Below are 21,029 nucleotides of genomic sequence, written 5' to 3'. Positions count from 1 at the left end.
CGAGCCGGGCCGTGGGTCAGCGGCGGCTGCCGAAGAGCGAGCGCCGCAGTCGCCGCAGCGGCGCGAAGAGCGACACGCGGGCGCTCCTGCTCCGGCGGGTGTGCGCGGCATCACGCGAGGTCAGCTCACGCATGAGCAGCGTCGCTTCGGCCGACTCGCGCTGCGGGACGACGGGTCCGCCGAGCACCGCGAGATGGCGGTCGAGGCGCGTACTGGTCGCACCGCTCCCGCATGTGATGGCAGGCACACGCGGCCTGCTTCGCACCGTTATCTGTTCCATGTCACTCCCCACCCGTACGAGGGCACCCGGTCCGGGCAGGTTAACCCTATCGTCCCGCGGTGACACCCGTGTATCCCGGCCACGCGATTGCGCACACATATACGGAGGTTGACGGGCCGTTACCGAATCCGCGCGATTCCAGGGCGACTTGGGGCAGTTCGACAGGTTTGCCCCTTAGGTGCCCGCTGTTCGGCCCCGAAGCGGGAGCCCTCGGCCGACGAGGACTCCCGCAGACTTCCGCACTAGGCGGCCATCAGAGGAACGCGCCGGTCAGAGAGCGGACTTGAAGACCGGAAGATAGCCTCCCGACTGTCCGGCGGCCGTGGGGTGGTAGGACTCGCCGATGTTGAGCCAGTTCACGCTGTGCAGCCAGGCGTTGCCGGAGCAGATCTCGTGCCCGGTGAAGGTCGTCCTGACGTCGCCGAAGGTGAAGCCGTGGTCCGCCGCCCGCTTGGCGGTGGCCGTGTTGAGGTGGTCGGACGCCCCGTTGATGGCAGAGCGCTCCTTCTCGCTGAGACCGGCTATGCAGCTGCCGCCGAGCTGGTAGAAGCGGGGGTAGCCGAGGACGACGACCCGGGCGGAGGGAGCCTTGGCGCGGATCGCCGAGTACACGGAGTCGAGCCGGCCGGGGAGGGTGGAGTCGACGTAGGCGCGGGCGGTGGCGATCCGGCTGAGGCAGGTGGCCTCGGACTGGAGGACACAGGTCGTCATGACGTCGGCGAATCCGGCGTCGTTGCCGCCGATGGAGATCGAGACGAGGTCGGTCGAGGCGTTCAGCTTGCCGAGCTGACTGCTCGTGACGTCGTTGGTCCTGGCTCCGGAGCAGGCGGCGAAGTCGAAGGTGGTGGGGGAGTTGGCGGCCGCCCAGAGGGCGGGGTAGGCGCGGCTGCTGCGCTTGCAGCTGGAGCCGTCGTAGCTGCCGGCTCCGACGCCGGAGGAGTACGAGTCGCCGAGGGCGACATAGTCGACGGCGGCGGCGGACGAGTCGGCGTTCGCGACTCCCGCACCGGTCAGGGCGAGGGCGGCACCGAGCAGGAGCGAGGCCGAGAACGCCACGAGTCTGGACATTTTCATGGAACCTCCTTGAGCAGGGGGTATCTGCCTACTCCGTAGTAGCAGCGCTCCCGCCCGACCGGAAGTGTTCATGCCAAAAATGAGAGTGGAGTGCTTCCGTCCGCCCCCGGCGGTTCAACAGGCGCTCATCTAGGCCTCGCTGTCGCCCCGTCGGCTGCCACTCCGTCGGTCGCCCCAGCTCGCGTGGGCGGCACGCGCCGGGAAACCGGGTGCGCGGGGTGCCCCTGTGCCGGATCATGAGCGCCATGCCCGACTCCCCCGAATCCGCTCTGCCGATCCGGCTCACCCTCGACGACAGCGACGCGCCGTCCGATGTCATCGACGCGCTCTTCCTCGGCCGCTTCGCGACGGGCGAGCAGCCGTACTCCCACAGCTCCTCCCTCGACCGGATCAAGGCCGGGGCGACGCTGCTGCCGCCGGACGCCCGGGTGTTGCGGACCGCCCGCGACGACAACCGCAGCTCGACGCTGGCGGAGGGCGAGGGCTGGACCCTACTGGCCTCCCGGTGGAACCGGGGCGCGGACGTCACCGTGACGGCGACCAGCGCGGAGCTGGCGGAGAAGGTCCTCGGGCAGGCGACGGACGGGGCGCGGGACGAGCCGGAGCCCCAGCCCGACAACGTGACCATGGGCTTCTGGTACGTCTCGCCGAGCCGCGGCCCTCACCGCACGACCCGCCGGATCGCCGCGGGGAGCTGGGACGAGGTCCGCCCCAACTACACCGCGCCGGTGGCCGACGCCATGGGCCGGCTGATGAAGGTGACGCCGGACGACATCGCGGGCCGGCTGCTCCTGCTGCACGGCCCGCCCGGCACCGGCAAGACGTCCGCGCTGCGCACCCTGGCCCGTTCCTGGCGCGAGTGGTGCCAGGTCGACTGTGTGCTGGACCCCGAGCGGCTCTTCAGCGACGTCGGCTATCTGATGGACATCGCGATCGGCGAGGACGACGGTACGGAGAAGGGCCGGTGGCGGCTGCTGCTCCTGGAGGACTGCGACGAGCTGATCCGCGGCGAGGCCAAGCACACGGCGGGCCAGGCCCTGTCCCGGCTGCTGAACCTGACGGACGGTCTGCTGGGCCAGGGCCGCAACGTGCTGGTGGGGGTCACCACCAACGAGGACCTGGAGCGGCTGCACCCGGCGGTCGTCCGGCCCGGCCGCTGCCTGGCCAGGATCGAGGTCGGTCCGCTGACCCGCCGGGAGTCGGTGGCCTGGCTGGGCACGGACGAGGGGGTGGGCCGGGAGGGCAACTCCCTGGCGGAGCTGTACGCGCTGCGCAGGGGCATCGGCCCGGCGTCGGTGCCGAAGCAGGACACGGGGGCGGACGCGGGGCTGTACCTCTGACGCCGGGTCGCGGGGTCGTACCTCTGACCCCGGGCCCACGGGTCGGCCGGGTCCCCGGGGCCGCCGGGTCCACGGGTTACCGGTACGGCTGCGCGGTCAGTCGCCGTACGCCGCCCGCACCGCGTCCTTGGCCAGCGACAGGGCCTGCTGCCGGGTGAGGCCGAGCCGCTCGGCGGTCTCGGCGTACTGCTGCGCGGCGGCCGCGGCCCGCTGTTCGGCCGCTCCCCCGGCGGCCGCGACGAACGTTCCGTTACGCCCCCGGGTCTCGATCACCCCGTCCGCCTCCAGGGCCCGGTAGGCCTTGGCGACGGTGTTGGCGGCGAGGCCCAGTTCCTCGGCGAAGCCGCGTACGGTCGGGAGCCGGTGGCCGACGGGCAGCGCGCCGGAACGGGCCAGTTCGGAGAGCTGTGTGCGCAGTTGCTCGTACGGGGCGATGCCGGAGTCCGGGTCGAGGACGATCTTCTCAGTCACGGGCCGATTGTCCCCCACGGGCGGAAAAAGGGGAGGCGTTCGGGGCGCGGCTGCGCATACGGTCCACCGCATGACTGTGATCGTGCGTGACTTCCGCCCGTCCGACGCGGAGGCGTGGACCCGGGCCCGCCGGGCCTCGGTCCCCTGGATGGTGGCCACCCCCGAGCAGATCGTCCACGACCTGGCGCACGCCCATCCGGACAAGCACTACCGGCTGCTGGTCGCCGAGGAGGACGGCGAGATCATCGCCACGGCCCAGGCGGGCATCGCCCACGAGAGCCCCGAGCCGGGGCAGGGCTACTTCACCCCGCAGACGCTCCCAGGCCGCACCAACCGGGGCGCGGGCTCGCTGCTGCTGCGCACGGCGGAGGAGCACCTGGCCGGGGTCGGGGCCACGGTGCTGTACGCGTGGGTGCTGGACAACGCGGAGAGCCTGGAGTTCGCCCGTAAGCGGGGTTACGAGCCCAAGCGCTCGGCGCACTTCCAGCGGCTGGACCTGGCGGGTGGTTCCCTGCCGCCGCGTCAGGAGCTGCCGCCGGGTGTCGAGCTGCGGACCGGGGCGGACTTCGCCGACGATCCCCGGGCGCTGTTCGAGGCGGACGCCGAGGTGACGGCGGACGAGCCGGGCGACATCGCCTCCGAGCTGGACGACTACGAGGACTGGCTGACGAACGTCTGGCGGCACCCGGCCTTCGACCAGGGGCTGACGTCGGTGGCGCTGGTGGACGGGAAGGTGGCGGCGTTCAGCGCGGCGACCACCGACGGCGTACGGACGTATCTGAGCGCCATGACCGGCACCCTGCGGGAGTTCCGGGGGCGGGGCCTGGCGAAGCTCGCGAAGAACGACTCGCTGCACCGGGCACGGGCGGCCGGCTACACGGACGCCTACACCTCCAACGACACCGGCAACGGCCCGATGCTGGCCGTCAACCAGTGGTTCGGCTACCAGGTCTGCGCGACGGAGGTCCGCCATGTCCGCACCCTCTGAACCGCTGGTCGTCGCCCTGACCAAGGCGGGCCGCACCAAGATCCGCTATCCGGCGGAGCTGGTCCGGGACGACGGTGTCCGCGTCACCGTCCGGGCACCGTGGGCCGCGCCCGGGGTACGGGACTTCGGCTTCGTCCGGTTCGAGCCGGGCGATGTGTTCACCGAGCACTACGGGCGGGACCGGTGGTTCGCGGTGAAGGAGGTCCGCACCGGCGACGGCGGGCTCAAGGGCTGGTACTGCGACATCACCCGCCCCGCCGTGCTCGCGGACGGGGTGCTGACGGTCGAGGACCTGGACCTGGATCTGTGGGTCTCGGCCGACGGCTCGACGGTCCTGCGGCTGGACGAGGACGAGTTCGAGGCGAGCGGCCTGACGGACCGCGACCCGGCGGCGGCCCTCGCGGCAGCCTCGGCCCTGGACGAGCTGGAACACCGGGCGAAGTCCGAGGGGCTGGCTCCTCTCCTGGCCTGACCCGACCGGCCCCGCGCTTGAGCCGATCCGGGGCCGACTTACGGCACCCGGCAGCCGGACCGAGTCACAGCGGCGGCCCCGCTCAGGGGCGCGGCCGTGACGCGGCAACCAGCTCCACCTCGTAGCCCGCCGGGTCCTCCAGATAGGCGGCGTGGTGGCCGGTGCCGCCCGCGTGCGGATGGCGGTCCGGGAACAGCAGGCGCCAGCCGTACGCCGGGGCCTCGGCCGTCAGGGCGTCCAGGGCCGCCCGGTCCGCGACGTGGAACGCCAGGTGGTTGAGGCCGGGGCGGCGGCGGTCGTGGTCACCCGCGACCAGGTCCGGGGACTGCTCCAGGACGACGTACGCGTCGCCGCGCCGCCAGCTGCGGCCATGGGCCCAGTGCTGGTACGGGACATGGCCGAGGCGGCCCAGCAGCCAGCCCCAACTGCGCTCCGCCGCCGCCAGGTCCGCCACCCACAGCTCGATGTGGTGCACCCGGCCGGTCGCCTCCCCGGCGGCGGGCAGCGGGACGGCCCGCCCGACGCCGCCCGGGACGTACGCGATCGGCTCCCCGTCCCGATGCCAGTGGATCATGAAGTGCTCGCCCGCCCGATAGCCGTCCAGGCCCGCGCGGCAGTACGCCACCATGTCGTCCGGCAGCGCGGCCAGCGGGAACCAGTCCAGCTCGGAGCACTTCTCCGGCTCCGCGTTGCGCGGCGGGCGCTCCGGGTCGTACTCCGCGACGAAGAACCAGCCCATGCGCGCCCCGCCGCCGGGCCCCCGGTGCTGCATCACCAGGGCCACCCGCAGCTCGTCGGGGTCCAGTTCGAGGCCGATCTCCTCGGCGGCCTCCCGGATCATCGCCTCCCGGACGTCCTCGCCGTCCTCCGCGTGGCCGGAGGGCATATGGAGCAGCCCGTCCGCATAGCCCGTGTTGGAGCGGCGGGCCAGCAGGACGTCCGGGCCCCGGCGCAGGATCAGATGGACGTCGACGACCTCAGTGTGCCGGTGGGGCGGCATCGCGCGGGCGACCAGCGCATAGCGTTCGTCGTCGACCTTCTTGCCCCAGAGCCGGCTGTCGGACGCCAGGTCCTCGTGGTGGATGCGCTCGGTGTGCGCGGAGAGCAGGGCGGTGAGCGTGGTGGCGGACAGACCGGTGCCGTTCCACACCCCTTCGACCAGGACGAGCCGCCCGCCCGGCTTCAGCAGGCCGAACCAGTGCTCCAGGGCGGCCGCCGGGTCGGGCAGCAGCCAGACGACGTGCCGGGCCACGATCACGTCGAACGCCCGCTCCCCGACCGGGGGCCGGGCGGCGTCCCCGACGAGGACCTCCGCGCCGGTCCCGGCGAGCTTGGCCCGGGCCAGCTCGGCCATGCGGGGCGAGCGGTCGACGGCGGTGACGCGGTGGCCCTGGCCCGCGGCGAGCAGCGAGAGACTGCCGGTGCCGCACCCCACATCCAGCACATCGCCGCGGGTGGCGGGCAGCCAGCTCTCCAGCCGCCCGGCCCAGGCGTCGCGCACCGCGGGGTCGAGAAGCCCGTGGTCGGGCTCCTCGTCGAAGGATCCGGCCGCCGCGTCCCAGTCGATCGTGGTCATGGCTCCGATGCTCTCAGCCGCCACCGACAGTGCGGGACTTCTCCGCCGTTTTCCGGTCACCGCGCAGCCGTGCGATCAGCCGGCCGATCAGCGGCCAGGCCACGATCAGCACCACGATCACGTAGACGGTGACGGAGAACGGGGTGTTGACGAGGCCGGTCACGCTGCCGTCGCTGATCTGGAGGGCGCGGCGCAGCTGCTGTTCGGCGGCCGGGCCGAGGATGACTCCGATGACGGCGGGCAGCACCGGCAGCCCGTACCGCCGCATCCCGAACCCGATCAGCCCGATGACGAGAAGGATCACCAGGTCGAGGGACTCGCCGCCGACCGCGTACGCGCCGACGGCGGCGAAGAAGAGGATGCCCGCGTAGAGATAGGGGCGAGGGATCCGCAGGAGCTTCGCCCAGACGGGGGCGAGCGGGAGGTTGAGGGCGAGCAGCAGAACCATTCCGACGAACAGCGAGGCGATGAGGCCCCAGACCAGCTCCGGTTCACGCTCGAACAGCAGCGGGCCGGGCTGGATTCCGTACTGCTGGAAGGCGGCCAGCATCACGGCGGCGACGGCGGTGGTGGGCAGCCCAAGGGTGAGCATCGAGACGAGGGTTCCGGCGGCGGAGGCGGAGGCGGCGGCCTCGGGTCCGGCGACGCCTTCGATGGCGCCCTTGCCGAACTGGTCGCGGTGCTTGGAGAGCCGCTTCTCGGTGACGTAACTGAGGAAGGTGGGGATCTCCGCGCCGCCCGCCGGGATCGCCCCGAACGGGAAGCCGATGGCGGGCCCGCGCAGCCACGGTTTCCAAGTGCGCTTCAGATCGGCCCGGCCGAGCCAGGGCCGGCCGACGGGGATCGGCTTTCCGGTGGAGCGGCGCAGATGGGCGGCGACCCAGAGGGCCTCACCGATAGCGAAGAGCCCGACTGCGACGATCACCACGTCGACGCCGTCGGCGAGTTGGAGCGAGCCGAAGGTCAGGCGCTGCTGGCCGGTCATCTGGTCGAGGCCGACCAGGCCGATGGTGAGGCCGATGAGGAGGGAGGCGATGCCGCGGATGCGGGAGGCGCCGAGGACGGAGGTGACGGCGATGAAGGCCAGCACCATGATGGCGAAGTAGTCGGGCGCGCCGATGCCGATGGCGAGCGACGCGACAGTCGGGGCGAGGACGACCAGCAGGATCGTGCCGATCATGCCGCCCGCGAAGTGACCGATCGCGGCGGCGGCGAGCGCCTGGGCACCGCGTCCGGCCTTCGCCATCGGGTTGCCCTCGATCGCGGCGACCACGGCGGCGCTCTCACCGGGGGTGTTGAGGAGGATCGAGGTGGTGGAGCCGCCGAACATCGCGCCGTAGTAGATGCCCGCGAACATGATGAACGCGCCGGTCGGGTCGAGTCCGTACGTCACCGGGAGCAGCAGCGCCACGGCCATCGCCGGGCCGATGCCGGGCAGCACACCGATGGCGGTGCCGAGCAGGACGCCTATCGCGGCCCACAGCAGGTTCATCGGGGTGAGCGCGGTGCCGAAGCCGTCGATGAGGGAGTTGAGGGAATCCATCGGTCAGAGCACCCCCATCAGCGGGCCGCCCGGAAGGGGGACACCGAGCAGGTTGTCGAAGACGAAGTAGGTGAAGAGGGAGAGTCCGGCCGCGATGAGCGGGTCGCGGTCGTAGTGGCGGCTGCCCAGCGCGTAGGCGGAGCCCCAGAAGAGCAGCGCCCCGGCGATCGGGAAACCGAGCGGGCCGATCAGGACGGCGGCGCCGAGGAAGACTCCGGTGAGCAGGAGCACGGTGCGCCAGTCGGCGGGTTCGTCGAGGTCGACGTCCTCGCCGCCCTCGGCCTCGCCGCGGCCGCCGCGCAGGACGTCGACGGCGAGCAGGGCCCCGACCAGCAGGAGCCCGGCGCCGACGACGAAGGGGACGGTGCGGGGGCCGATGGGACCGCGCTGGGCGATGTCGACGTTCATGGTGAGGGCGTCGGTGAGCACGAGCACGCCGAGCGCGAACAGGAGGACGCAGACGCCGAGCTCGGAATGCTCGCGCAGCCAGGCGCGGGCGCCGCTCGCCTCGCCGGGCCCGGTGGGTTCGATGGGTTCGGTGGTCACAGTCCCAGCTCCTTGAGGACGGTGGCGACGCGCCGGTCCTGCTCGTCGAGGAAGTCGCCGAAGGGTTTGCCGGCGAGGAAGGCGTCGTCCCAGCCGTTCTTCTTCATCGACTCCTTCCACTGCTTCGAGGCGTGGAGTTCGCGGATGAGAGCGGTGAGCTTGTCGCGCTCGGTGTCCGAGAGGCCGGGCGGGGCGACGATGCCGCGCCAGTTGGTGAACTCGGTGTCGAGTCCGGCTTCGCGCAGGGTGGGGGCGTCGAGGCCCGGTACCCGCTCGGGTCCGGTCACCGCGAGCAGCCGCAGCTCGCCGGCCTCGATCTGGTCGCGGTACTCGCCGAGGCCGGAGACCCCGAAGCCGACCTTGTTGCCGAGGATGGAGGCGAGGAGTTCGCCGCCGCCGTCGAACGGGACGTAGTTGACGGTCCTCGGGGCGATTCCGGCGGCCTGCGCCATGAGCATCGGGGCGAGGTGGTCGGGGCCGCCGGGCGAGGAGCCGCCGCCGACCGGGACGCGGGCCGGGTCCTTCTTCCAGGCGGCGAGGAGGTCGGCGATGGTGCGGTAGGGCGAGTTCTTGGCCACCACCACGATGTCCGGTTCCTCGGTGAGCCGGGCGATCGGGGTGGTGTCGGCGAGGGTGCTAGGGGACTTGTTGGTGTGGACGGCTCCGACGACGCCGAGGCCCATGGAGAGTGCGAGTTTGCCGTTGCCGTGTTCGCCGACGAGCCGGGTCAGCCCGACCGTGCCGCCGGCGCCCGGCAGGTTGAACACCTCGATGTTGTGGGTGAGTCCGGCGTCCTCGGCGTTCTTGGCCATGGTGCGGGCGGTGATGTCGTAGCCGCCGCCGGGGGTGTTGGGGACCATGAAGCGGAGCCCGGGAATCTGGGTGCCGGTGTCGGAGCCGTCGCCGGTGGAGAGCAGGGGCGGCCCGACCACCACCAGCAACGCGGCCCCGAACAGGGCGAGGAGAGTGCGCAGTCGCACAGGTTCCGCCTTTCGCTGTGAAGTGGCCCACATGTTGCCCGCGCGTTAAGGAGCTGTCTCTCTTCCGGTATCAACGGACGTTGTGGTCATTGAGGTCGCGGCCTAGCGTGTCGGCGTGACAACTGTGCTGGTGGTGGACGACGACTTCATGGTCGCGAAGCTGCACGGCCGCTATGTGTCCGCGATGGACGGTTTTACGGTGGTCGGGGTGGCGCACAACGGCGCCGACGCCCTGCGGGCCGCCGAGCGGCTGCACCCCGATCTGGTGCTGCTCGACATCTACCTGCCCGACATGGACGGCATCGACGTCCTGCGCGCCCTGCGCACGGCGGAGGAGCGGGACGCATCGCGCCCCAGCACGGACGCCCTGTTCATCACGGCGGCCAAGGACGCGGGCGTGATCCGGGCGGCGCTGCGGGCAGGAGCCCTCCATTACCTGATCAAGCCGTTCAACCGCTCCGCCCTCCAGGAGCAGTTGCGCCATGTCGCCGCCCTGCGCACCCGCCTGGACGAGCTGGGCGAGGCCCGCCAGGAGGACGTCGACCAGATCTTCGGCACCCGCCCGCCCGGCTCCCGGGAGCTGCCGAAGGGCCTGGCCGCCCCCACGGCCGACCTGGTGGAACGCACCCTGCGCGACCACCCCGGGGGCCTGTCGGCATCGGAGTGCGCGGAGGCGGGAGCCCTGTCCCGGGTGAGCGCGCGCCGCTACCTGGAGTGGTTCGCCGGAACGGGCCGCGCGGAGGTGACCCTGCGGTACGGGGGAACGGGGCGGCCGGAGCGGCGCTACCGCTGGAAGGGCTGAGGCGCGGCGGAGCGCCGTTGACGGCGCACCCGCCCGAGGTGTCCCGGGGCGGGGCCCTGACCGGTTCCTGAGCCCACGCCTAACCGCTCCTTAAAGGGACCATAAGGATCGCCCTCACCCCGTCCCAGCAGGGGTTTTCGTCCTTCCGAGCGGCTAGCTTGCTGATCGCCACCCCGACAGCAGTGCCGTACAGAAGGAGATCCACCCATGACCGCTCGTCGCAAGGCCGCCGGAATTCTCGCCCTCGGGTTCGCACCGCTCGCGCTGGCCGGGCTGACCGCCACGCCGGCCGTCGCGCACGGTTCGCTGACGGACCCGGTCAGCCGGGTGTCGGCGTGCTTCGCGGAGGGGCCGGAGAGCCCGAAGTCGGCGGCGTGCCAGGCGGCGGTCGCGGCGGGCGGGACGCAGGCGCTGTACGACTGGAACGGGGTCAACATCGCCAACGCGGCGGGCAAGCACCGTGAGCTGATCCCGGACGGCAAGCTGTGCAGCGCGGCCAACGACAAGTTCAAGGGGCTCGACCTGCCGCGCGCCGACTGGCCGGCCACCGCGTTGTCGGCGGGCAAGCACACCTTCAAGTTCCGTGCGACGGCCCCACACAAGGGCTCGTTCGAGCTGTACATGACCAAGCCCGGCTATGACGCCACGAAGCCGCTGGCCTGGTCGGACCTGGAGGCGAAGCCCTTCGCCGAGGTCACCGACCCGGCGCTGGTGGACGGTTCGTACGTCTTCGACGGGACGATCCCCGAGCGCTCCGGGCGGCAGCTGGTCTACACGATCTGGCAGCGCTCCGACTCCCCCGAGGCGTTCTACGCCTGCTCCGACGTGACGTTCGGCGGCGGGTCCGCGGGTGGCGGTTCGGCGGAGAAGGAGGAGGGGAAGGGCGAGCAGGGGTCCGGTGGCGACACCGGCGCCGAGGCTCCGGCGCCGGCTCCCTCCGCGCCGTCCGAGAAGGCGATCACCGAGGGCGCCGAGAAGTCCTCCGTCGAGCACAACGGCCACGGTGACGACGACGCGAACACCGGGGCGAAGGTCACCGCCGCCGCTCCGGCCCCGGAGAAGAAGGCCGAGGGCAACGCCCCCGAGGCCAACACCGCGAGCAAGGACGAGGTGCTGGCCGAGACCGGTGGCTCCGGCAGCAGCACCTACCTGGCGATCGGGGGCGCCGGAGTGCTCGCCGCCGGTGCGGCCGTGCTGTTCGCCTCGCAGCGCCGGCGGGCCGCCGCCGCGACGGGGCGCCACAGCCGCTGACCGCGGCGCCCCTCTCCGTACCCCTGCCGCGTCCCTCCGGGACGTCGGGCGCGGCAGGATGTGACGGGCCGGGGTCCGCCGTCCGTACGACTCGGACGGCGGGCCCCGGCCCGTCGCTGTCGTGCGGTGGGTCAGCCGATGACCGAGGCGCAGGTGGTCGGGGTGGCGCGGGCCGGGTCGAGGGCGTTGGCCACCTCGTGGAAGGCGATGCGGTCGATGGTCCCGATCGCGACGTGCTCGGAGAGGTCGAGCGGGCACAGGTCCTGGAGCAGCACATTGCGTACGTTCGGCCCGTCCAGGTACTGCGTGCGGTACGGGGTCACGACCTGGTCGTACTTGGTCGCGATGACGGTGTAGCGGACGCCGGGCACGGTGTCGCCGCCCGCCGTGAGCTTGGTGATGAAGGGCGATCCCGCGATCTGGTCGGCGAGTCCGGGGGTCTTGTCGTTGATGAACTTCTCCACGCCGGGGAAGAACGGCAGCAGTTCGGTGAGGCCGAGCAGCGTGGTGCCGTGGTTGTCCGGGGCGATGCCGACGAGGGCGTTGACCTTGTCGGCGCCGCCGAGGAACTTCAGGTAGTAGTTCGGCATCATGCCGCCCTGGGAGTGACCGACGATGTCGGCCTTCGGGGCTCCGGTGGAGGCGAGCACCTTGTCGACGAACACGTCGAGCTGTTCGGCGGACTTGTCGATGGGCCCGAGGCCGTGGAAGAACGGCACGCCGGGGAGCTGGCCGTAGTCGAGGGAGAAGACGCAGTAACCCCGGTTGACCAGGTAGGGGGCGAGGACCAGCCAGTTGTCGATCGAGTTCCCGAAGGTTCCGTGGACCAGGACGACGGGGCGGGGATGGGCGGCGGAGGGTTTGCAGGAGTAGTCGTTCCACCCTCGCGATGTGGCCGTTTCGGCGGCCGGGGCCGCGCTCGCGGTCGCCGTGGGGGCGACGAGAACGGCGAGGGCCAGGAGCAGGGCGGCGAGCAGACTGCGCGTGCGGGGAACGCGCGCAGCACGGATCCAGGGCAGCATCGTGTGGTCTCCTTGCGGCTCAAGGGAGGTGCGATGGCGGTGCGCCCTGTGGCCCGGACCACAAGCTGTGTGTGCTCATGCCAAATTACGCACGAGTAAGCTCGCGAGGGAAGTTACGCGTCGGTAAAAACTGGCACGGCCTCGGCCCGGATCACGTAATGAGGGTGAGCCGCAGACAGGGCCCCGACGACGGCCCCACCTGACGTACGCCCCAACTCCCGGTGCCGGGCCGACAATTCCTGATGTCCACTCGGCGTAACCCCTAGGCATGACGCGTACATGACGGCATGCTGCTCCTGCCCCTCGCACCACCCGGCGAGGAGCGCCTCAGGAGCAACTCCATTCACCCCCACGGAGGTCGTTCATGCGTCGTCGCTTCATGGTTCCGCTCGCCGCGGTCGCCCTGTCCCTCCCCCTCACCCTGGGCAGCGCCGTCTCCGCCTCGGCCGCCCCCGCCGACAAGCCCCAGGTGCTCAGCTCCTGGACCCAGACGAGCGCCTCCAGCTACAACGCCTGGAACGCGGCCCGCAACAACCAGGGCGCCTGGGCCGCGTACGGCTTCGACTGGTCGACGGACTATTGCAGCAGCTCCCCCGACAACCCCTTCGGCTTCCCGTTCCAGAACTCCTGCGCCCGCCACGACTTCGGGTACCGGAACTACAAGGCCGCGGGCACGTTCTCCGCCAACAAGGCCCGGATCGACTCCGCCTTCTACGAGGACCTCAAGCGCGTCTGCGCCGGCTACTCGGGCGCGACGAAGACCTCGTGCAACAGCACGGCCTGGGCCTACTACCAGGCCGTGAAGATCTTCGGCGTCTCCCCGGCGGACGCGGGCACGCGCAATCTGCCCCAGGCCGCCTGAGCCCGGCCGCGTCAGGTACATACAGGAAGGGCCCCCGGCGTAAAAACCGGGGGCCCTTCCTCGCGCCGTCGTACGGTGGAGCGGTGGTGCGTCAGCCGATCTCGGCGCCGTAGGCGGCCAGCGCCTCCGGGACCGGCTGGAAGAAGGTCGTACCGCCCGAGGAGCAGTCGCCGCTGCCGCCCGAGGTCAGACCGAGCGCGGTGTCGCCCGCGAAGAGGGCGCCGCCGCTGTCGCCCGGCTCGGCGCAGACCGTCGTCTGGATGAGGCCGTTGACGATGTCGCCGTTGCCGTAGTTGACCGTGGCGTCCAGCGCGGTGACCTCGCCGTCGTGCACCTGGGTGGTGGAGCCGCTGCGGGTGACCTGCTGGCCGACCGTCGCGTCGCCCGCCCGGGTGATCGCCTGGGTGGAGCCGTCGTAGAGGTTCACCTCGCTCGGGTGCTCGATGTCCGAGGTGTACTTGACCAGGCCGTAGTCGTTCTCCGGGAAGCTGGAGCCCTCGTTCGCCCCGATCTCCGCGCCGCCCTGGGAGTCCGACCAGCTGGTGACCGACTCGGTGCAGTGGCCGGCGGTCAGGAAGTACGGCTCGCCGTCCTTGACCACGTTGAAGCCGAGGGAGCAGCGGGAGCCGGAGCCCCAGATGGCGTCGCCGCCCGCGATCAGCGGCTTGAACTCACCCGCCGCCTTGTTGAGTTCGGCCTTGCCGCCGAGGCCCTCGACCACGGCCGTGAGCTTCTTCCAGGCCGCGCCGTCGACCGTGCTGTCGGCGGTGACCTTCACCTTGTTGGTCACCGGGTCGACCGCCCAGGAGGTGCCCGGGATCGTCGCCCTGTCGGTGAGGGTCTGCCGGGCCGACTTCAGCTCGGCGAGGGAGTTCTCCACGATCCTGGCCTTGGCGCCCGCCTGGCGGACCCGCTCGGCGCCGGCCTCGTCGACGACGTTCACGACGAGGGTCTTCGCCGTGGTGTCGTAGTACGCGCCCGCCGCGTCCGCGCCCAGGTCACGGTCCAGGGTGTCGGCAAGCTTTCCGGCCGCGTCCGCGCTGAGGGTCTCGGCCACGAACTCCGGCACATCGTCACTGGCGTTCGCAGACTGGAACGTGAATCCCGCTGCGACCAGAGCGACGACCGCCGAGCCGGCCAGCGTCGCGCGCTTCCTGGATATCCGTCGATGCTTCAACTTCGACCTCCTGTGGGGCCGTGCACGAAGCATGTGGGGTGCCCGTACACGGAGGATGGGGCGCCCACTATTCCGAGGCCGGGAAACGCACACAAGGCCGACTTCCGGACGTGCACACGACGCCGACGCTTCGCCCTTGGGTCGTTCACTTACCCCCGGTCATGCCATGTCGATTCCGTTCGCGAACACCCGGTGCAACCATCGGCGGCCCCAGGGTGAGGACTAGTCCTGTCCGATTTTCGTCCCCTCGGTCCGGATGGTGGTGCGGTCCGTCCGGATGGCGACGGACCTCGTCCGCCGGGAGCCTCCCCGTACCTTCACAGTTCCTGTCGTCGAACAGTCCCCGTAACGCCCCTGATGGGTCATCATCGAAAAGGCGGCACGCGCCCGCCGGACGACCGAGCGGAGGAGGCACGGGTGCGCAATCGGGTGCTCGCGGCGGACGGCCGGCATCTGATGGTGGAGCGGATGGGGGATCCACGGGGAAGACCGGTGTTCCTGCTGCACGGCACCCCGGGCAGCAGGCTCGGGCCCGCCCCCCGGGGCATGGTGCTGTACCAGCGCCATACGCAGCTGATCACCTACGACCGCCCCGGATACGGCGACAGCGACCGGCACGAGGGCCGCCGGATCAAGGACGTCGTCGAGGACGTCCGGGCCATCGCCGACTCGTTGGGCCTGGAGCGGTTCGCCGTGGTGGGCCGCTCCGGCGGCGCCCCGCACGCCCTGGCCTGCGCGGCGCTGATGCCGGAACGGATCACCCGGACCGCGGCGCTGGTCAGTCTCGCGCCCCCGGACGCGGCCGGCCTCGACTGGTTCGACGGGATGGCCGCGTCCAATGTCCTCGCGTACTCCACGGCGGCGGACGACCCGGCCGGCCTGGCGGAGTCCTTCATCGACCGCTCCGCGCAGATCCGGCGGAACCCGGTCCGGCTCCTGGACGATCTGCGCCGGGAGCTGACCGACTCCGACCGGATGGTGGTCAACGACGCGGGGATCCGGTCCATGCTGCTGCGCAACTACAGCGAGGGGCTGCGCCATTCGGCGTACGGCTGGATCGACGACGCCCTCGCGTTCTCCAGCCCCTGGGGGTTCGATCCCGCCCGGATCACCGGCGAGGTGCTGCTCTGGCACGGGGTGCAGGACGTCTTCGCCCCGGTCGGCCACTCCCGCTGGCTGGCCGGGCAGATCCCGGGCGCCACCGCCGTACTCGAACCGTCGGCGGCCCACTTCGACGCGTTCCCCATGCTGCCCCGGGTCCTGGACTGGCTGCTGGACGCGCGGGAGCACCCGTACCGGACGCTGCCGACGGCCGTGCCGGGAGGGTGAGCCCTCCCGGCACGGCCGGTCCACGTCCGGTCACACCGACATCGGCTCCAGCTCCCGTCGGAACCGCTCCTCGGTGCGGGCGATCCGGGCCAGCGGATGGTCGTCGCCGAGCTGCCGCGACAGCTCGACGACGATCTCCGACCGCAACTGCTCCGCCTCGTCCTCCCGGCCCATCGCGTCGAGCGTGACCGCCATGTTCGAGGTCATGGCCAGGGTCTCCGGATGGTGCGCACCGAGCGCCGCGCGCAACTGCCCGGACAGCCGCTGCTCCGTCTCCAGCACGATGTCCAGCTCGCCCCGGTCGGCCGTCGCACTGGCCAGGTTCATCACACAGAACAGGGTGTTGGGGTGCTCCCGGCCGAACGTCTCCCGCATACCGGCGACGACCTGCTTCAGCACCCGTTCCGCCGCCTCCGGCTCCCCGGCCCCGGTCAGATAGACGCCGAGGTTGTTCTGTGCCGCCAGGGTGTACGGGTGCTTCTCCCCCGGCACCTTCATGTACTGGTCGACGACCTCCTGTGCGGTCTCCAGCGCCTCGGCGTTCTCCCCCGCCGCGAACAGGTCCGCCGCCAGGTTGAGATCGCAGGCCAGCGAATCGGGGTTGGCGATGGTGTACTTCGCCCGGTAGCGGCCGCGGGTCGCCACCGTGAGCCGACGCGCGTCCTCCAGCCGGCCCGCCCTGCGCAGCGACACCGCGAGGCTCTTCGCGGCGCTCAGCGTGGCGGGGAAGGTGCGGCCCATCGTCTCCTTGAAGCTGTTGTACGTGGTGCTGAGCAGCCCCACCGAGTCCTCGTACCGGCCGACCTCCCGCAGGTCGCGCGCCAGGTTCATGGCGGAGGACAGGCTGTAGGGATGGTCCGGTCCGAGCACCTGGGTGCGCAGGTCGTAGACGTCCTGGTCGATCTCCCGGGCCCGGGCGTACTGGCCGACGCTGCGCAGGTTCAGGGCCAGGTTGTTGGCGGCGGCCAGGGTCCGGGGGTGGGAGTCGTGGAAGATCTGCCCGAACCCCTCGTGGGCCTCGGTCGCCATCTCGATCGCCCGCGCGTAGTCCCCGAGCAGCCCGAGGTCGATGGCCAGGCTGCTGGTGGTCATGTACGTGTGCGGGTGCTCGGGTCCCAGCACCTCCCGCTGCCGCTCCAGGGTGACCTCGTCCAGCTCCCTCGCCTCCACATAACGCCCCCGGGTGCGCAGGATGTTGGAGAGGTGGAAGCGGAGGTAGAGGTACTGGAGGTCGCGTTCGCCCAGGTTCTCGCGCCAGATCTCGCGCAGGTCCTCGCCCAGCGCCCACGCGGTCCTGATGTCACCGCGCTTCCAGAGGTAGCGGACCCGGTCGATCAGGAGCCTGCGGGTCTCCGGCTCCTTGCAGTTGCGGGCGTCGGAGGGGCCGAGGTGCGGCCAGATCGTGGCGAAGCGCGGCCAGGTCTCCGGGTTGTCTATCGGCTCGTCGTCGTCGGGCCGGGCCCCGGCGAGGATGCGGTGGACGACGTGCCGGGCCTCGCGCTGCTCCTCCTCGCTGAGCTGCGCCTTGATCACGGCCTGGACGAGGCGGTGCACCTGGATGGAGTTGGAGACCTGGTCGACCTTGGCCAGGGCGAAGCGGCCGATCTCCCGGATGACCCGGCCCAGCACCAGCTTCTCCTGGAGCGAGGAGTCGTACGGCTTCAGCGCGTCGATCATCTCCTTGCTGTAGAGGAGGTTCGCGGAGATCGGCTCGGGGGCGAAGAAGGCGCAGAGCTGGAGCAGCCGCACGGCGGCGGGCGAGCGCTCCTTGAGCCGGGCGATGGAGATGTTCCAGGTCGCGGCGACCGGTTCCGGGTAGCCGGCCGGCTGGTTGAGCGCGAGGACCTGGGGCGCCTGCTGGGCGAGCTGTTCGAGATAGGCGTCGATGGGCGTCGCGGTCTCCGCGATCCAGGCGGCCGCCTGCTCCACGGCGAGCGGCAGGTCGCCCACCGCGGTCGCCACCTGGGCGGCGTCCTCGTCGCTGAGCCCCGGGGCCCGGCGCTGGAGATGCTCGATCGACTCCTCGCGCAGGAAGACGTCCACGGGCAGCGCGTCCCCGTGCTGGGACCAGCTCTGGTTGCGGGAGGTCACCAGGATGTGGCCGGAGCCGCCCTGCGGGAAGTAGCGGCGCAGCTGCTCGGGGTCGTCCGCGTTGTCGAAGACGAGCAGCCAGCGGTCGGATGGCACCCCGCGCCGCAGCAGGTCGACGGCCTCCTGGGAGGCGGCCGCCATGTCGTCGCCGCCCTGGGCGCCGAGCCGGCCAGCGAGTTCGGCGAGCGAGGCGACGACGTCGTCGGGCTGCTCGGACGATATCCACCACACCAGGTCGTAGTCGGCCATGAAGCGGTGCACGTACTCCAGGGCCACCTGGGTCTTGCCGACGCCACCGAGTCCGTACAGGGTCTGCGGCTGCGGCAGGACGACGGCCAGGCCGCCGCCGAGCTGGTCGCGCATCCGCTCCAGGACGAGCGAGCGGCCGGTGAAGCCGGGGTTGCGGGGCGGCGCGTTCCAGATCCTCGGCACGGTGCCGGGGAAGCGGGGCCCGGGCGAGACCCCGTCGGCGACCTGCACCGGACGGTCCAGGGCCCGCATCACGGCGGTGGTGGCGTGCACCTCGTCCAGCCGGAAGAGGTCGACCGGGTTGCGGTCGATGTACGGGGAGGTCAGGCGTACGTCCCCGACCCGCAGCGGGACCAGCCGGCGGCGGCCGCTGCCGACGGCCTCGGCGGCGGTCCGCTCCCACAGCTCGACCGCGCGCTGGGACTTCAGATACGCGCTGGAGAGCAGGACGACGGTGCGGGCGGCGTTCTCGGCGGTGGTGTCGGCCTGCTCCTCGGGCGGGCGTTCGGCGGAGACGTCGCGCGGCACGACCCGGAAACCGGCCCGGGTGAGGATGGATTCGAGCCAGTCGGCCCACATCCGGTTCTCCGCCACATAGCTGAGGTGGAGATCGGCGGGCAGGGCGGGCCTGCGCCGGGTGAAGGCGTCGCGGATCCGCAGCCGGACCTCTTCGCCGACCGGGGGCATCGAGGTGATCTCCCGGTCGGTGATGACCGCGGTGAGCCGTTCGAAGGCGGAGAGCAGCGAGTTGGTGAGCCCGGCCTCGTCGCCGAAGGTGGCCAGCGTCTCCTCGTAGGCGTAGTAGGGCCGGTAGGGGATCTCCACCGCCCCCCAGTAGGCGGTGAGTTCGTCGCCGGACAGATCGCGGGGCAGCCGGTCGAACTTGAGCCGGGCCAGTGCCCGTCCGGCGTCCGCCTTCTCCTTCTCGCCCTCGTCGATGCGCATCGGTACGGGGTAGAGGGCGATGGGGCGGCCGGTGTTGCGCTCGGCGATCTGGCGGGCGACGGAGGCCGCGCCGTCGATGGACTGGTCGCTGAGGGTGAAGCAGTCGACGAGGACGTCCGGGAGGTGGACGGTGCAGATGTCGGCGATGTCGCTGAGGCCGGTCCGGCTGTCGATGAGGACGTAGTCGTAGTGGGCCTTCATGTCGTCGCGCAGGGCGTCGAAGAAGTGGCCGCCGCCGAACCGGTCGTAGAAGTTGTCCCAGTCGAAGGTGGAGACGGTGGCGCTGTACTCGCGGTTCTGCCGTCCGGCGGAGACGAAGTCGAGCGTGCCGCCCTGCGGGAACTCCCAGCCGAGCGATTCCGGGGTGAGCGACACGGCGTGCGGCTGGATGCGGGCGTAGTCGCGGTGCCAGTCCTCGGCGCGCTGGGCGGGGCTGGTCGCGGCCCAGGCGTACTCGGTGATCAGGTCGATCACACCGGTGGTGGCGCCGAGGGTGGCCGGATCGAGGAAGGGGTGGAAGAACCGGTGGAGTCCGGGGGCCTCCAGGTCCCAGTCGACGGCCAGGACCCGCTTGCCGTTGGCCGCGAGGATCCAGGCGACGTTGGCGAGCGCCATGGTGCGCCCGGTACCGCCCTTGTACGAGTAGAAGGTGACGATGCGCCCGTCACGACCGGCACTCATAGGTCCTCCGCTTCCGTCGCAGGGTCGTGCGGGTCGGGTATGTAGCTCGTGTTGCCCATGGGGCCGGTGAGCCGGGTCCGCTCGCCGGATCCGCCGCCGGATCCGGGCGGGTAGGCCTTCGCGTGCTTCAGATACTGCTGGGCGGCCACCTCGACCACCTGGGGCAGGAGCTGGCCGAACGCCTCCATGGTGGGGACTCCTTTGGCGGCGGCGCGGCAGAGGGCCCGGCCCTGGCCCATCTTGACGGGCATGACCGCTTCGAGCTTCTCGGTGAGCTCCGTCTCCGCCGCCCGGCTCTGGTGGTCGTCGCGGCTCCACGGGACGACCATGGTCACCCAGGGCCGGTTCTCCGCGTCGAAGGCGGCGAGCCTGCGGCAGTGGTCCTCGTCCCGCAGGGCCCAGCGGTCGACGAGCAGGATCTCGGGGGTGCTGGGCGGGGCCTTGCCGTCGTGCCGGTCCTCGTCGAACGAGGTGATGACGGCCTGGTAGTTGAGCGAGCGGACCAGCTCCTCGGCCACATAGGCCAGCGGCCGGGCGGAGGCGGGAAAGTACGGGTTCCAGTCCTGGGGATGGTCGCCGTAGTGGTCGCTGTTGCGGCCTTCGGGCAGATCATGGCGGGTGGGCGCCGCGATGGTGATCTGCATCGGCCGGGGTGCGCCGACTCCGCTGCTGGGGGAGCCGAAGGCGCTGGGGGCCAGGCGGTAGTCGACGGGCCGGCCGGTGTCGATACGGACCGAGTCGGCGACGCTGACGATGCGTTTGGCCAGTTCGTAGACGGCCCGTTCGTATTCCTCGGCGAAGAGTCTGAGCTTGATCAGCCCGTAGAGTCCGTCGCTGACGTACCGTTCGCCGAAGTCGCGGTGGTTGAACTGCAACCGCTCGGCGGAGCCGGGCAGTTGGCTCGGCGGCACCGGCACCCAGAGCGCGGGGACGATGGCCTCGGCCGGCTGGTTGGAGCGGGCCCGGTGGTGGATGGCCCGCTGCTCGAAGGCGTACCACTCCTTGCCGCACATCTCGCTGGCGAAGTAGCGCGGCGAGAACAGCGGAACGAAGACCCGGCAGGTGGCGAGGACATCGCCGAGCCGTTCCGACCAGCCCTCGCCGGAGCGTATCTCCCGGTCCATGAATCCCGCGGGCGCTCCGGCCGGTAAGTCGGTCATGGCCATCACATGGCCGCAGAGATCCTGGAAAAGCCGTTCGACCCACATATCGGGGTCCGTCCCGGTGCCGTACCCGGGTGTATGGGCGTAACTCAGAAAGAAATACGGCCGATGGCCCACCGCTCGCTGTTGCGTCGATGCGTGCACACGACCCCCGTCCTGTATGAGCACTCGCATCCCGGAAGGAGGA

The 21,029-nt window shown here is 71.3% G+C and carries 18 protein-coding genes; 7 read left to right on the top strand and 11 right to left on the bottom strand.

The window, feature by feature from the left end; translation table 11 throughout:
• Positions 1-16 precede the first annotated feature (16 nt).
• Both A3Q37_RS14100 and A3Q37_RS14095 read right to left on the bottom strand, forming a co-directional pair.
• Complete coding sequence (locus tag A3Q37_RS14100) at positions 17-280, bottom strand: hypothetical protein (protein WP_003970092.1); 264 nt, start codon at positions 278-280, stop codon at positions 17-19.
• Positions 281-550: 270 nt separating this feature from the next.
• A complete protein-coding gene (locus tag A3Q37_RS14095; RefSeq protein ID WP_065483569.1) occupies positions 551-1,354 on the bottom strand; it encodes an SGNH/GDSL hydrolase family protein in 804 nt (267 codons plus the stop codon).
• Positions 1,355-1,599: 245 nt separating this feature from the next.
• Between A3Q37_RS14095 and A3Q37_RS14090 the strand changes: the two genes are divergently transcribed.
• On the top strand, positions 1,600-2,694 hold the full coding sequence (locus tag A3Q37_RS14090; RefSeq protein ID WP_065484108.1) for a DUF5925 domain-containing protein: 1,095 nt from the start codon (positions 1,600-1,602) through the stop codon (positions 2,692-2,694).
• Between the two features lie 96 nt (positions 2,695-2,790).
• Here the strand turns inward: A3Q37_RS14090 and A3Q37_RS14085 are convergent, their stop codons facing one another.
• On the bottom strand, positions 2,791-3,165 hold the full coding sequence (locus A3Q37_RS14085; RefSeq protein ID WP_065483566.1) for a GntR family transcriptional regulator: 375 nt from the start codon (positions 3,163-3,165) through the stop codon (positions 2,791-2,793).
• Positions 3,166-3,235: 70 nt separating this feature from the next.
• Here A3Q37_RS14085 and A3Q37_RS14080 point away from each other — a divergent pair, with 70 nt between their 5' ends.
• Together A3Q37_RS14080 and A3Q37_RS14075 are read left to right on the top strand one after the other, a co-directional pair.
• Complete coding sequence (locus tag A3Q37_RS14080; protein ID WP_065483563.1) at positions 3,236-4,153, top strand: GNAT family N-acetyltransferase; 918 nt, start codon at positions 3,236-3,238, stop codon at positions 4,151-4,153.
• A complete protein-coding gene (locus tag A3Q37_RS14075; RefSeq protein ID WP_065483560.1) occupies positions 4,137-4,625 on the top strand; it encodes a DUF402 domain-containing protein in 489 nt (162 codons plus the stop codon). The genes A3Q37_RS14080 and A3Q37_RS14075 overlap by 17 nt, the downstream gene beginning before the upstream one ends.
• 82 nt (positions 4,626-4,707) lie before the next feature.
• On the opposite strand, the gene A3Q37_RS14070 is transcribed toward A3Q37_RS14075, so the two are convergent.
• The 4 genes from A3Q37_RS14070 to A3Q37_RS14055 are packed head-to-tail and all read right to left on the bottom strand — an operon-like array spanning position 4,708 to position 9,270.
• A complete protein-coding gene (locus A3Q37_RS14070) occupies positions 4,708-6,201 on the bottom strand; it encodes a trifunctional class I SAM-dependent methyltransferase/NUDIX hydrolase/VOC family protein (protein WP_079137797.1) in 1,494 nt (497 codons plus the stop codon).
• A gap of 13 nt (positions 6,202-6,214) precedes the next feature.
• Complete coding sequence (locus A3Q37_RS14065; protein ID WP_065483557.1) at positions 6,215-7,744, bottom strand: tripartite tricarboxylate transporter permease; 1,530 nt, start codon at positions 7,742-7,744, stop codon at positions 6,215-6,217.
• Positions 7,745-7,747: 3 nt separating this feature from the next.
• Entirely contained in the window at positions 7,748-8,290 is a 543-nt protein-coding gene (locus A3Q37_RS14060; RefSeq protein ID WP_065483552.1) for a tripartite tricarboxylate transporter TctB family protein, read from the bottom strand.
• Complete coding sequence (locus tag A3Q37_RS14055; protein WP_065483549.1) at positions 8,287-9,270, bottom strand: tripartite tricarboxylate transporter substrate binding protein; 984 nt, start codon at positions 9,268-9,270, stop codon at positions 8,287-8,289. The genes A3Q37_RS14060 and A3Q37_RS14055 overlap by 4 nt, the downstream gene beginning before the upstream one ends.
• A 148-nt stretch (positions 9,271-9,418) precedes the next feature.
• Here A3Q37_RS14055 and A3Q37_RS14050 point away from each other — a divergent pair, with 148 nt between their 5' ends.
• On the top strand, positions 9,419-10,072 hold the full coding sequence (locus A3Q37_RS14050) for a response regulator (RefSeq protein ID WP_255311817.1): 654 nt from the start codon (positions 9,419-9,421) through the stop codon (positions 10,070-10,072).
• Positions 10,073-10,279: 207 nt separating this feature from the next.
• Positions 10,280-11,323: a lytic polysaccharide monooxygenase gene (locus A3Q37_RS14045; protein WP_065483542.1), complete on the top strand. Its 1,044-nt coding sequence runs from the start codon at positions 10,280-10,282 to the stop codon at positions 11,321-11,323.
• Between the two features lie 131 nt (positions 11,324-11,454).
• Here the strand turns inward: A3Q37_RS14045 and A3Q37_RS14040 are convergent, their stop codons facing one another.
• A complete protein-coding gene (locus A3Q37_RS14040; RefSeq protein WP_065483539.1) occupies positions 11,455-12,345 on the bottom strand; it encodes a triacylglycerol lipase in 891 nt (296 codons plus the stop codon).
• A gap of 364 nt (positions 12,346-12,709) precedes the next feature.
• Here A3Q37_RS14040 and A3Q37_RS14035 point away from each other — a divergent pair, with 364 nt between their 5' ends.
• Positions 12,710-13,207: a phospholipase gene (locus A3Q37_RS14035; protein ID WP_065483536.1), complete on the top strand. Its 498-nt coding sequence runs from the start codon at positions 12,710-12,712 to the stop codon at positions 13,205-13,207.
• A 91-nt stretch (positions 13,208-13,298) separates the two neighbouring features.
• On the opposite strand, the gene A3Q37_RS14030 is transcribed toward A3Q37_RS14035, so the two are convergent.
• Positions 13,299-14,477: a S1 family peptidase gene (locus A3Q37_RS14030; RefSeq protein ID WP_176711413.1), complete on the bottom strand. Its 1,179-nt coding sequence runs from the start codon at positions 14,475-14,477 to the stop codon at positions 13,299-13,301.
• A 324-nt stretch (positions 14,478-14,801) separates the two neighbouring features.
• Here A3Q37_RS14030 and A3Q37_RS14025 point away from each other — a divergent pair, with 324 nt between their 5' ends.
• On the top strand, positions 14,802-15,713 hold the full coding sequence (locus A3Q37_RS14025; protein ID WP_065483531.1) for an alpha/beta fold hydrolase: 912 nt from the start codon (positions 14,802-14,804) through the stop codon (positions 15,711-15,713).
• A 30-nt stretch (positions 15,714-15,743) separates the two neighbouring features.
• Here A3Q37_RS14025 and fxsT read toward each other — a convergent pair whose 3' ends face one another.
• Positions 15,744-19,679: an FxSxx-COOH system tetratricopeptide repeat protein gene (fxsT, locus tag A3Q37_RS14020; RefSeq protein ID WP_079137791.1), complete on the bottom strand. Its 3,936-nt coding sequence runs from the start codon at positions 19,677-19,679 to the stop codon at positions 15,744-15,746.
• Positions 19,676-21,016 (bottom strand): FxsC protein, encoded by a 1,341-nt coding sequence (gene fsxC, locus A3Q37_RS14015; RefSeq protein ID WP_176711412.1) that lies wholly within the window; start codon positions 21,014-21,016, stop codon positions 19,676-19,678. Before fsxC ends, fxsT begins: the two co-directional genes overlap by 4 nt.
• Between the last annotated feature and the right edge of the window lie 13 nt (positions 21,017-21,029).

It is taken from the genome of Streptomyces sp. PTY087I2, from assembly GCF_001687325.1.
In the GTDB taxonomy this organism is placed as follows: Bacteria; Actinomycetota; Actinomycetes; order Streptomycetales; family Streptomycetaceae; genus Streptomyces.
This window is presented reverse-complemented; position numbering and strand designations above follow the sequence as displayed.

What these genes read in the sequence shown, in the direction of transcription:
- A3Q37_RS14075 (WP_065483560.1), top strand. Translation starts at nt 4,137, where the DNA reads ATGTCCGCACCCTCTGAACCGCTGGTCGTCGCCCTGACCAAGGCGGGC.
- A3Q37_RS14045 (WP_065483542.1), top strand. Translation starts at nt 10,280, where the DNA reads ATGACCGCTCGTCGCAAGGCCGCCGGAATTCTCGCCCTCGGGTTCGCA.
- A3Q37_RS14100 (WP_003970092.1), bottom strand. Translation starts at nt 280, where the DNA reads ATGGAACAGATAACGGTGCGAAGCAGGCCGCGTGTGCCTGCCATCACA.
- A3Q37_RS14065 (WP_065483557.1), bottom strand. Translation starts at nt 7,744, where the DNA reads ATGGATTCCCTCAACTCCCTCATCGACGGCTTCGGCACCGCGCTCACC.
- A3Q37_RS14090 (WP_065484108.1), top strand. Translation starts at nt 1,600, where the DNA reads ATGCCCGACTCCCCCGAATCCGCTCTGCCGATCCGGCTCACCCTCGAC.
- A3Q37_RS14035 (WP_065483536.1), top strand. Translation starts at nt 12,710, where the DNA reads ATGCGTCGTCGCTTCATGGTTCCGCTCGCCGCGGTCGCCCTGTCCCTC.
- A3Q37_RS14070 (WP_079137797.1), bottom strand. Translation starts at nt 6,201, where the DNA reads ATGACCACGATCGACTGGGACGCGGCGGCCGGATCCTTCGACGAGGAG.
- A3Q37_RS14040 (WP_065483539.1), bottom strand. Translation starts at nt 12,345, where the DNA reads ATGCTGCCCTGGATCCGTGCTGCGCGCGTTCCCCGCACGCGCAGTCTG.
- A3Q37_RS14050 (WP_255311817.1), top strand. Translation starts at nt 9,419, where the DNA reads ATGGTCGCGAAGCTGCACGGCCGCTATGTGTCCGCGATGGACGGTTTT.
- A3Q37_RS14095 (WP_065483569.1), bottom strand. Translation starts at nt 1,354, where the DNA reads ATGAAAATGTCCAGACTCGTGGCGTTCTCGGCCTCGCTCCTGCTCGGT.
- fsxC (WP_176711412.1), bottom strand. Translation starts at nt 21,016, where the DNA reads ATGCGAGTGCTCATACAGGACGGGGGTCGTGTGCACGCATCGACGCAA.
- fxsT (WP_079137791.1), bottom strand. Translation starts at nt 19,679, where the DNA reads ATGAGTGCCGGTCGTGACGGGCGCATCGTCACCTTCTACTCGTACAAG.
- A3Q37_RS14080 (WP_065483563.1), top strand. Translation starts at nt 3,236, where the DNA reads ATGACTGTGATCGTGCGTGACTTCCGCCCGTCCGACGCGGAGGCGTGG.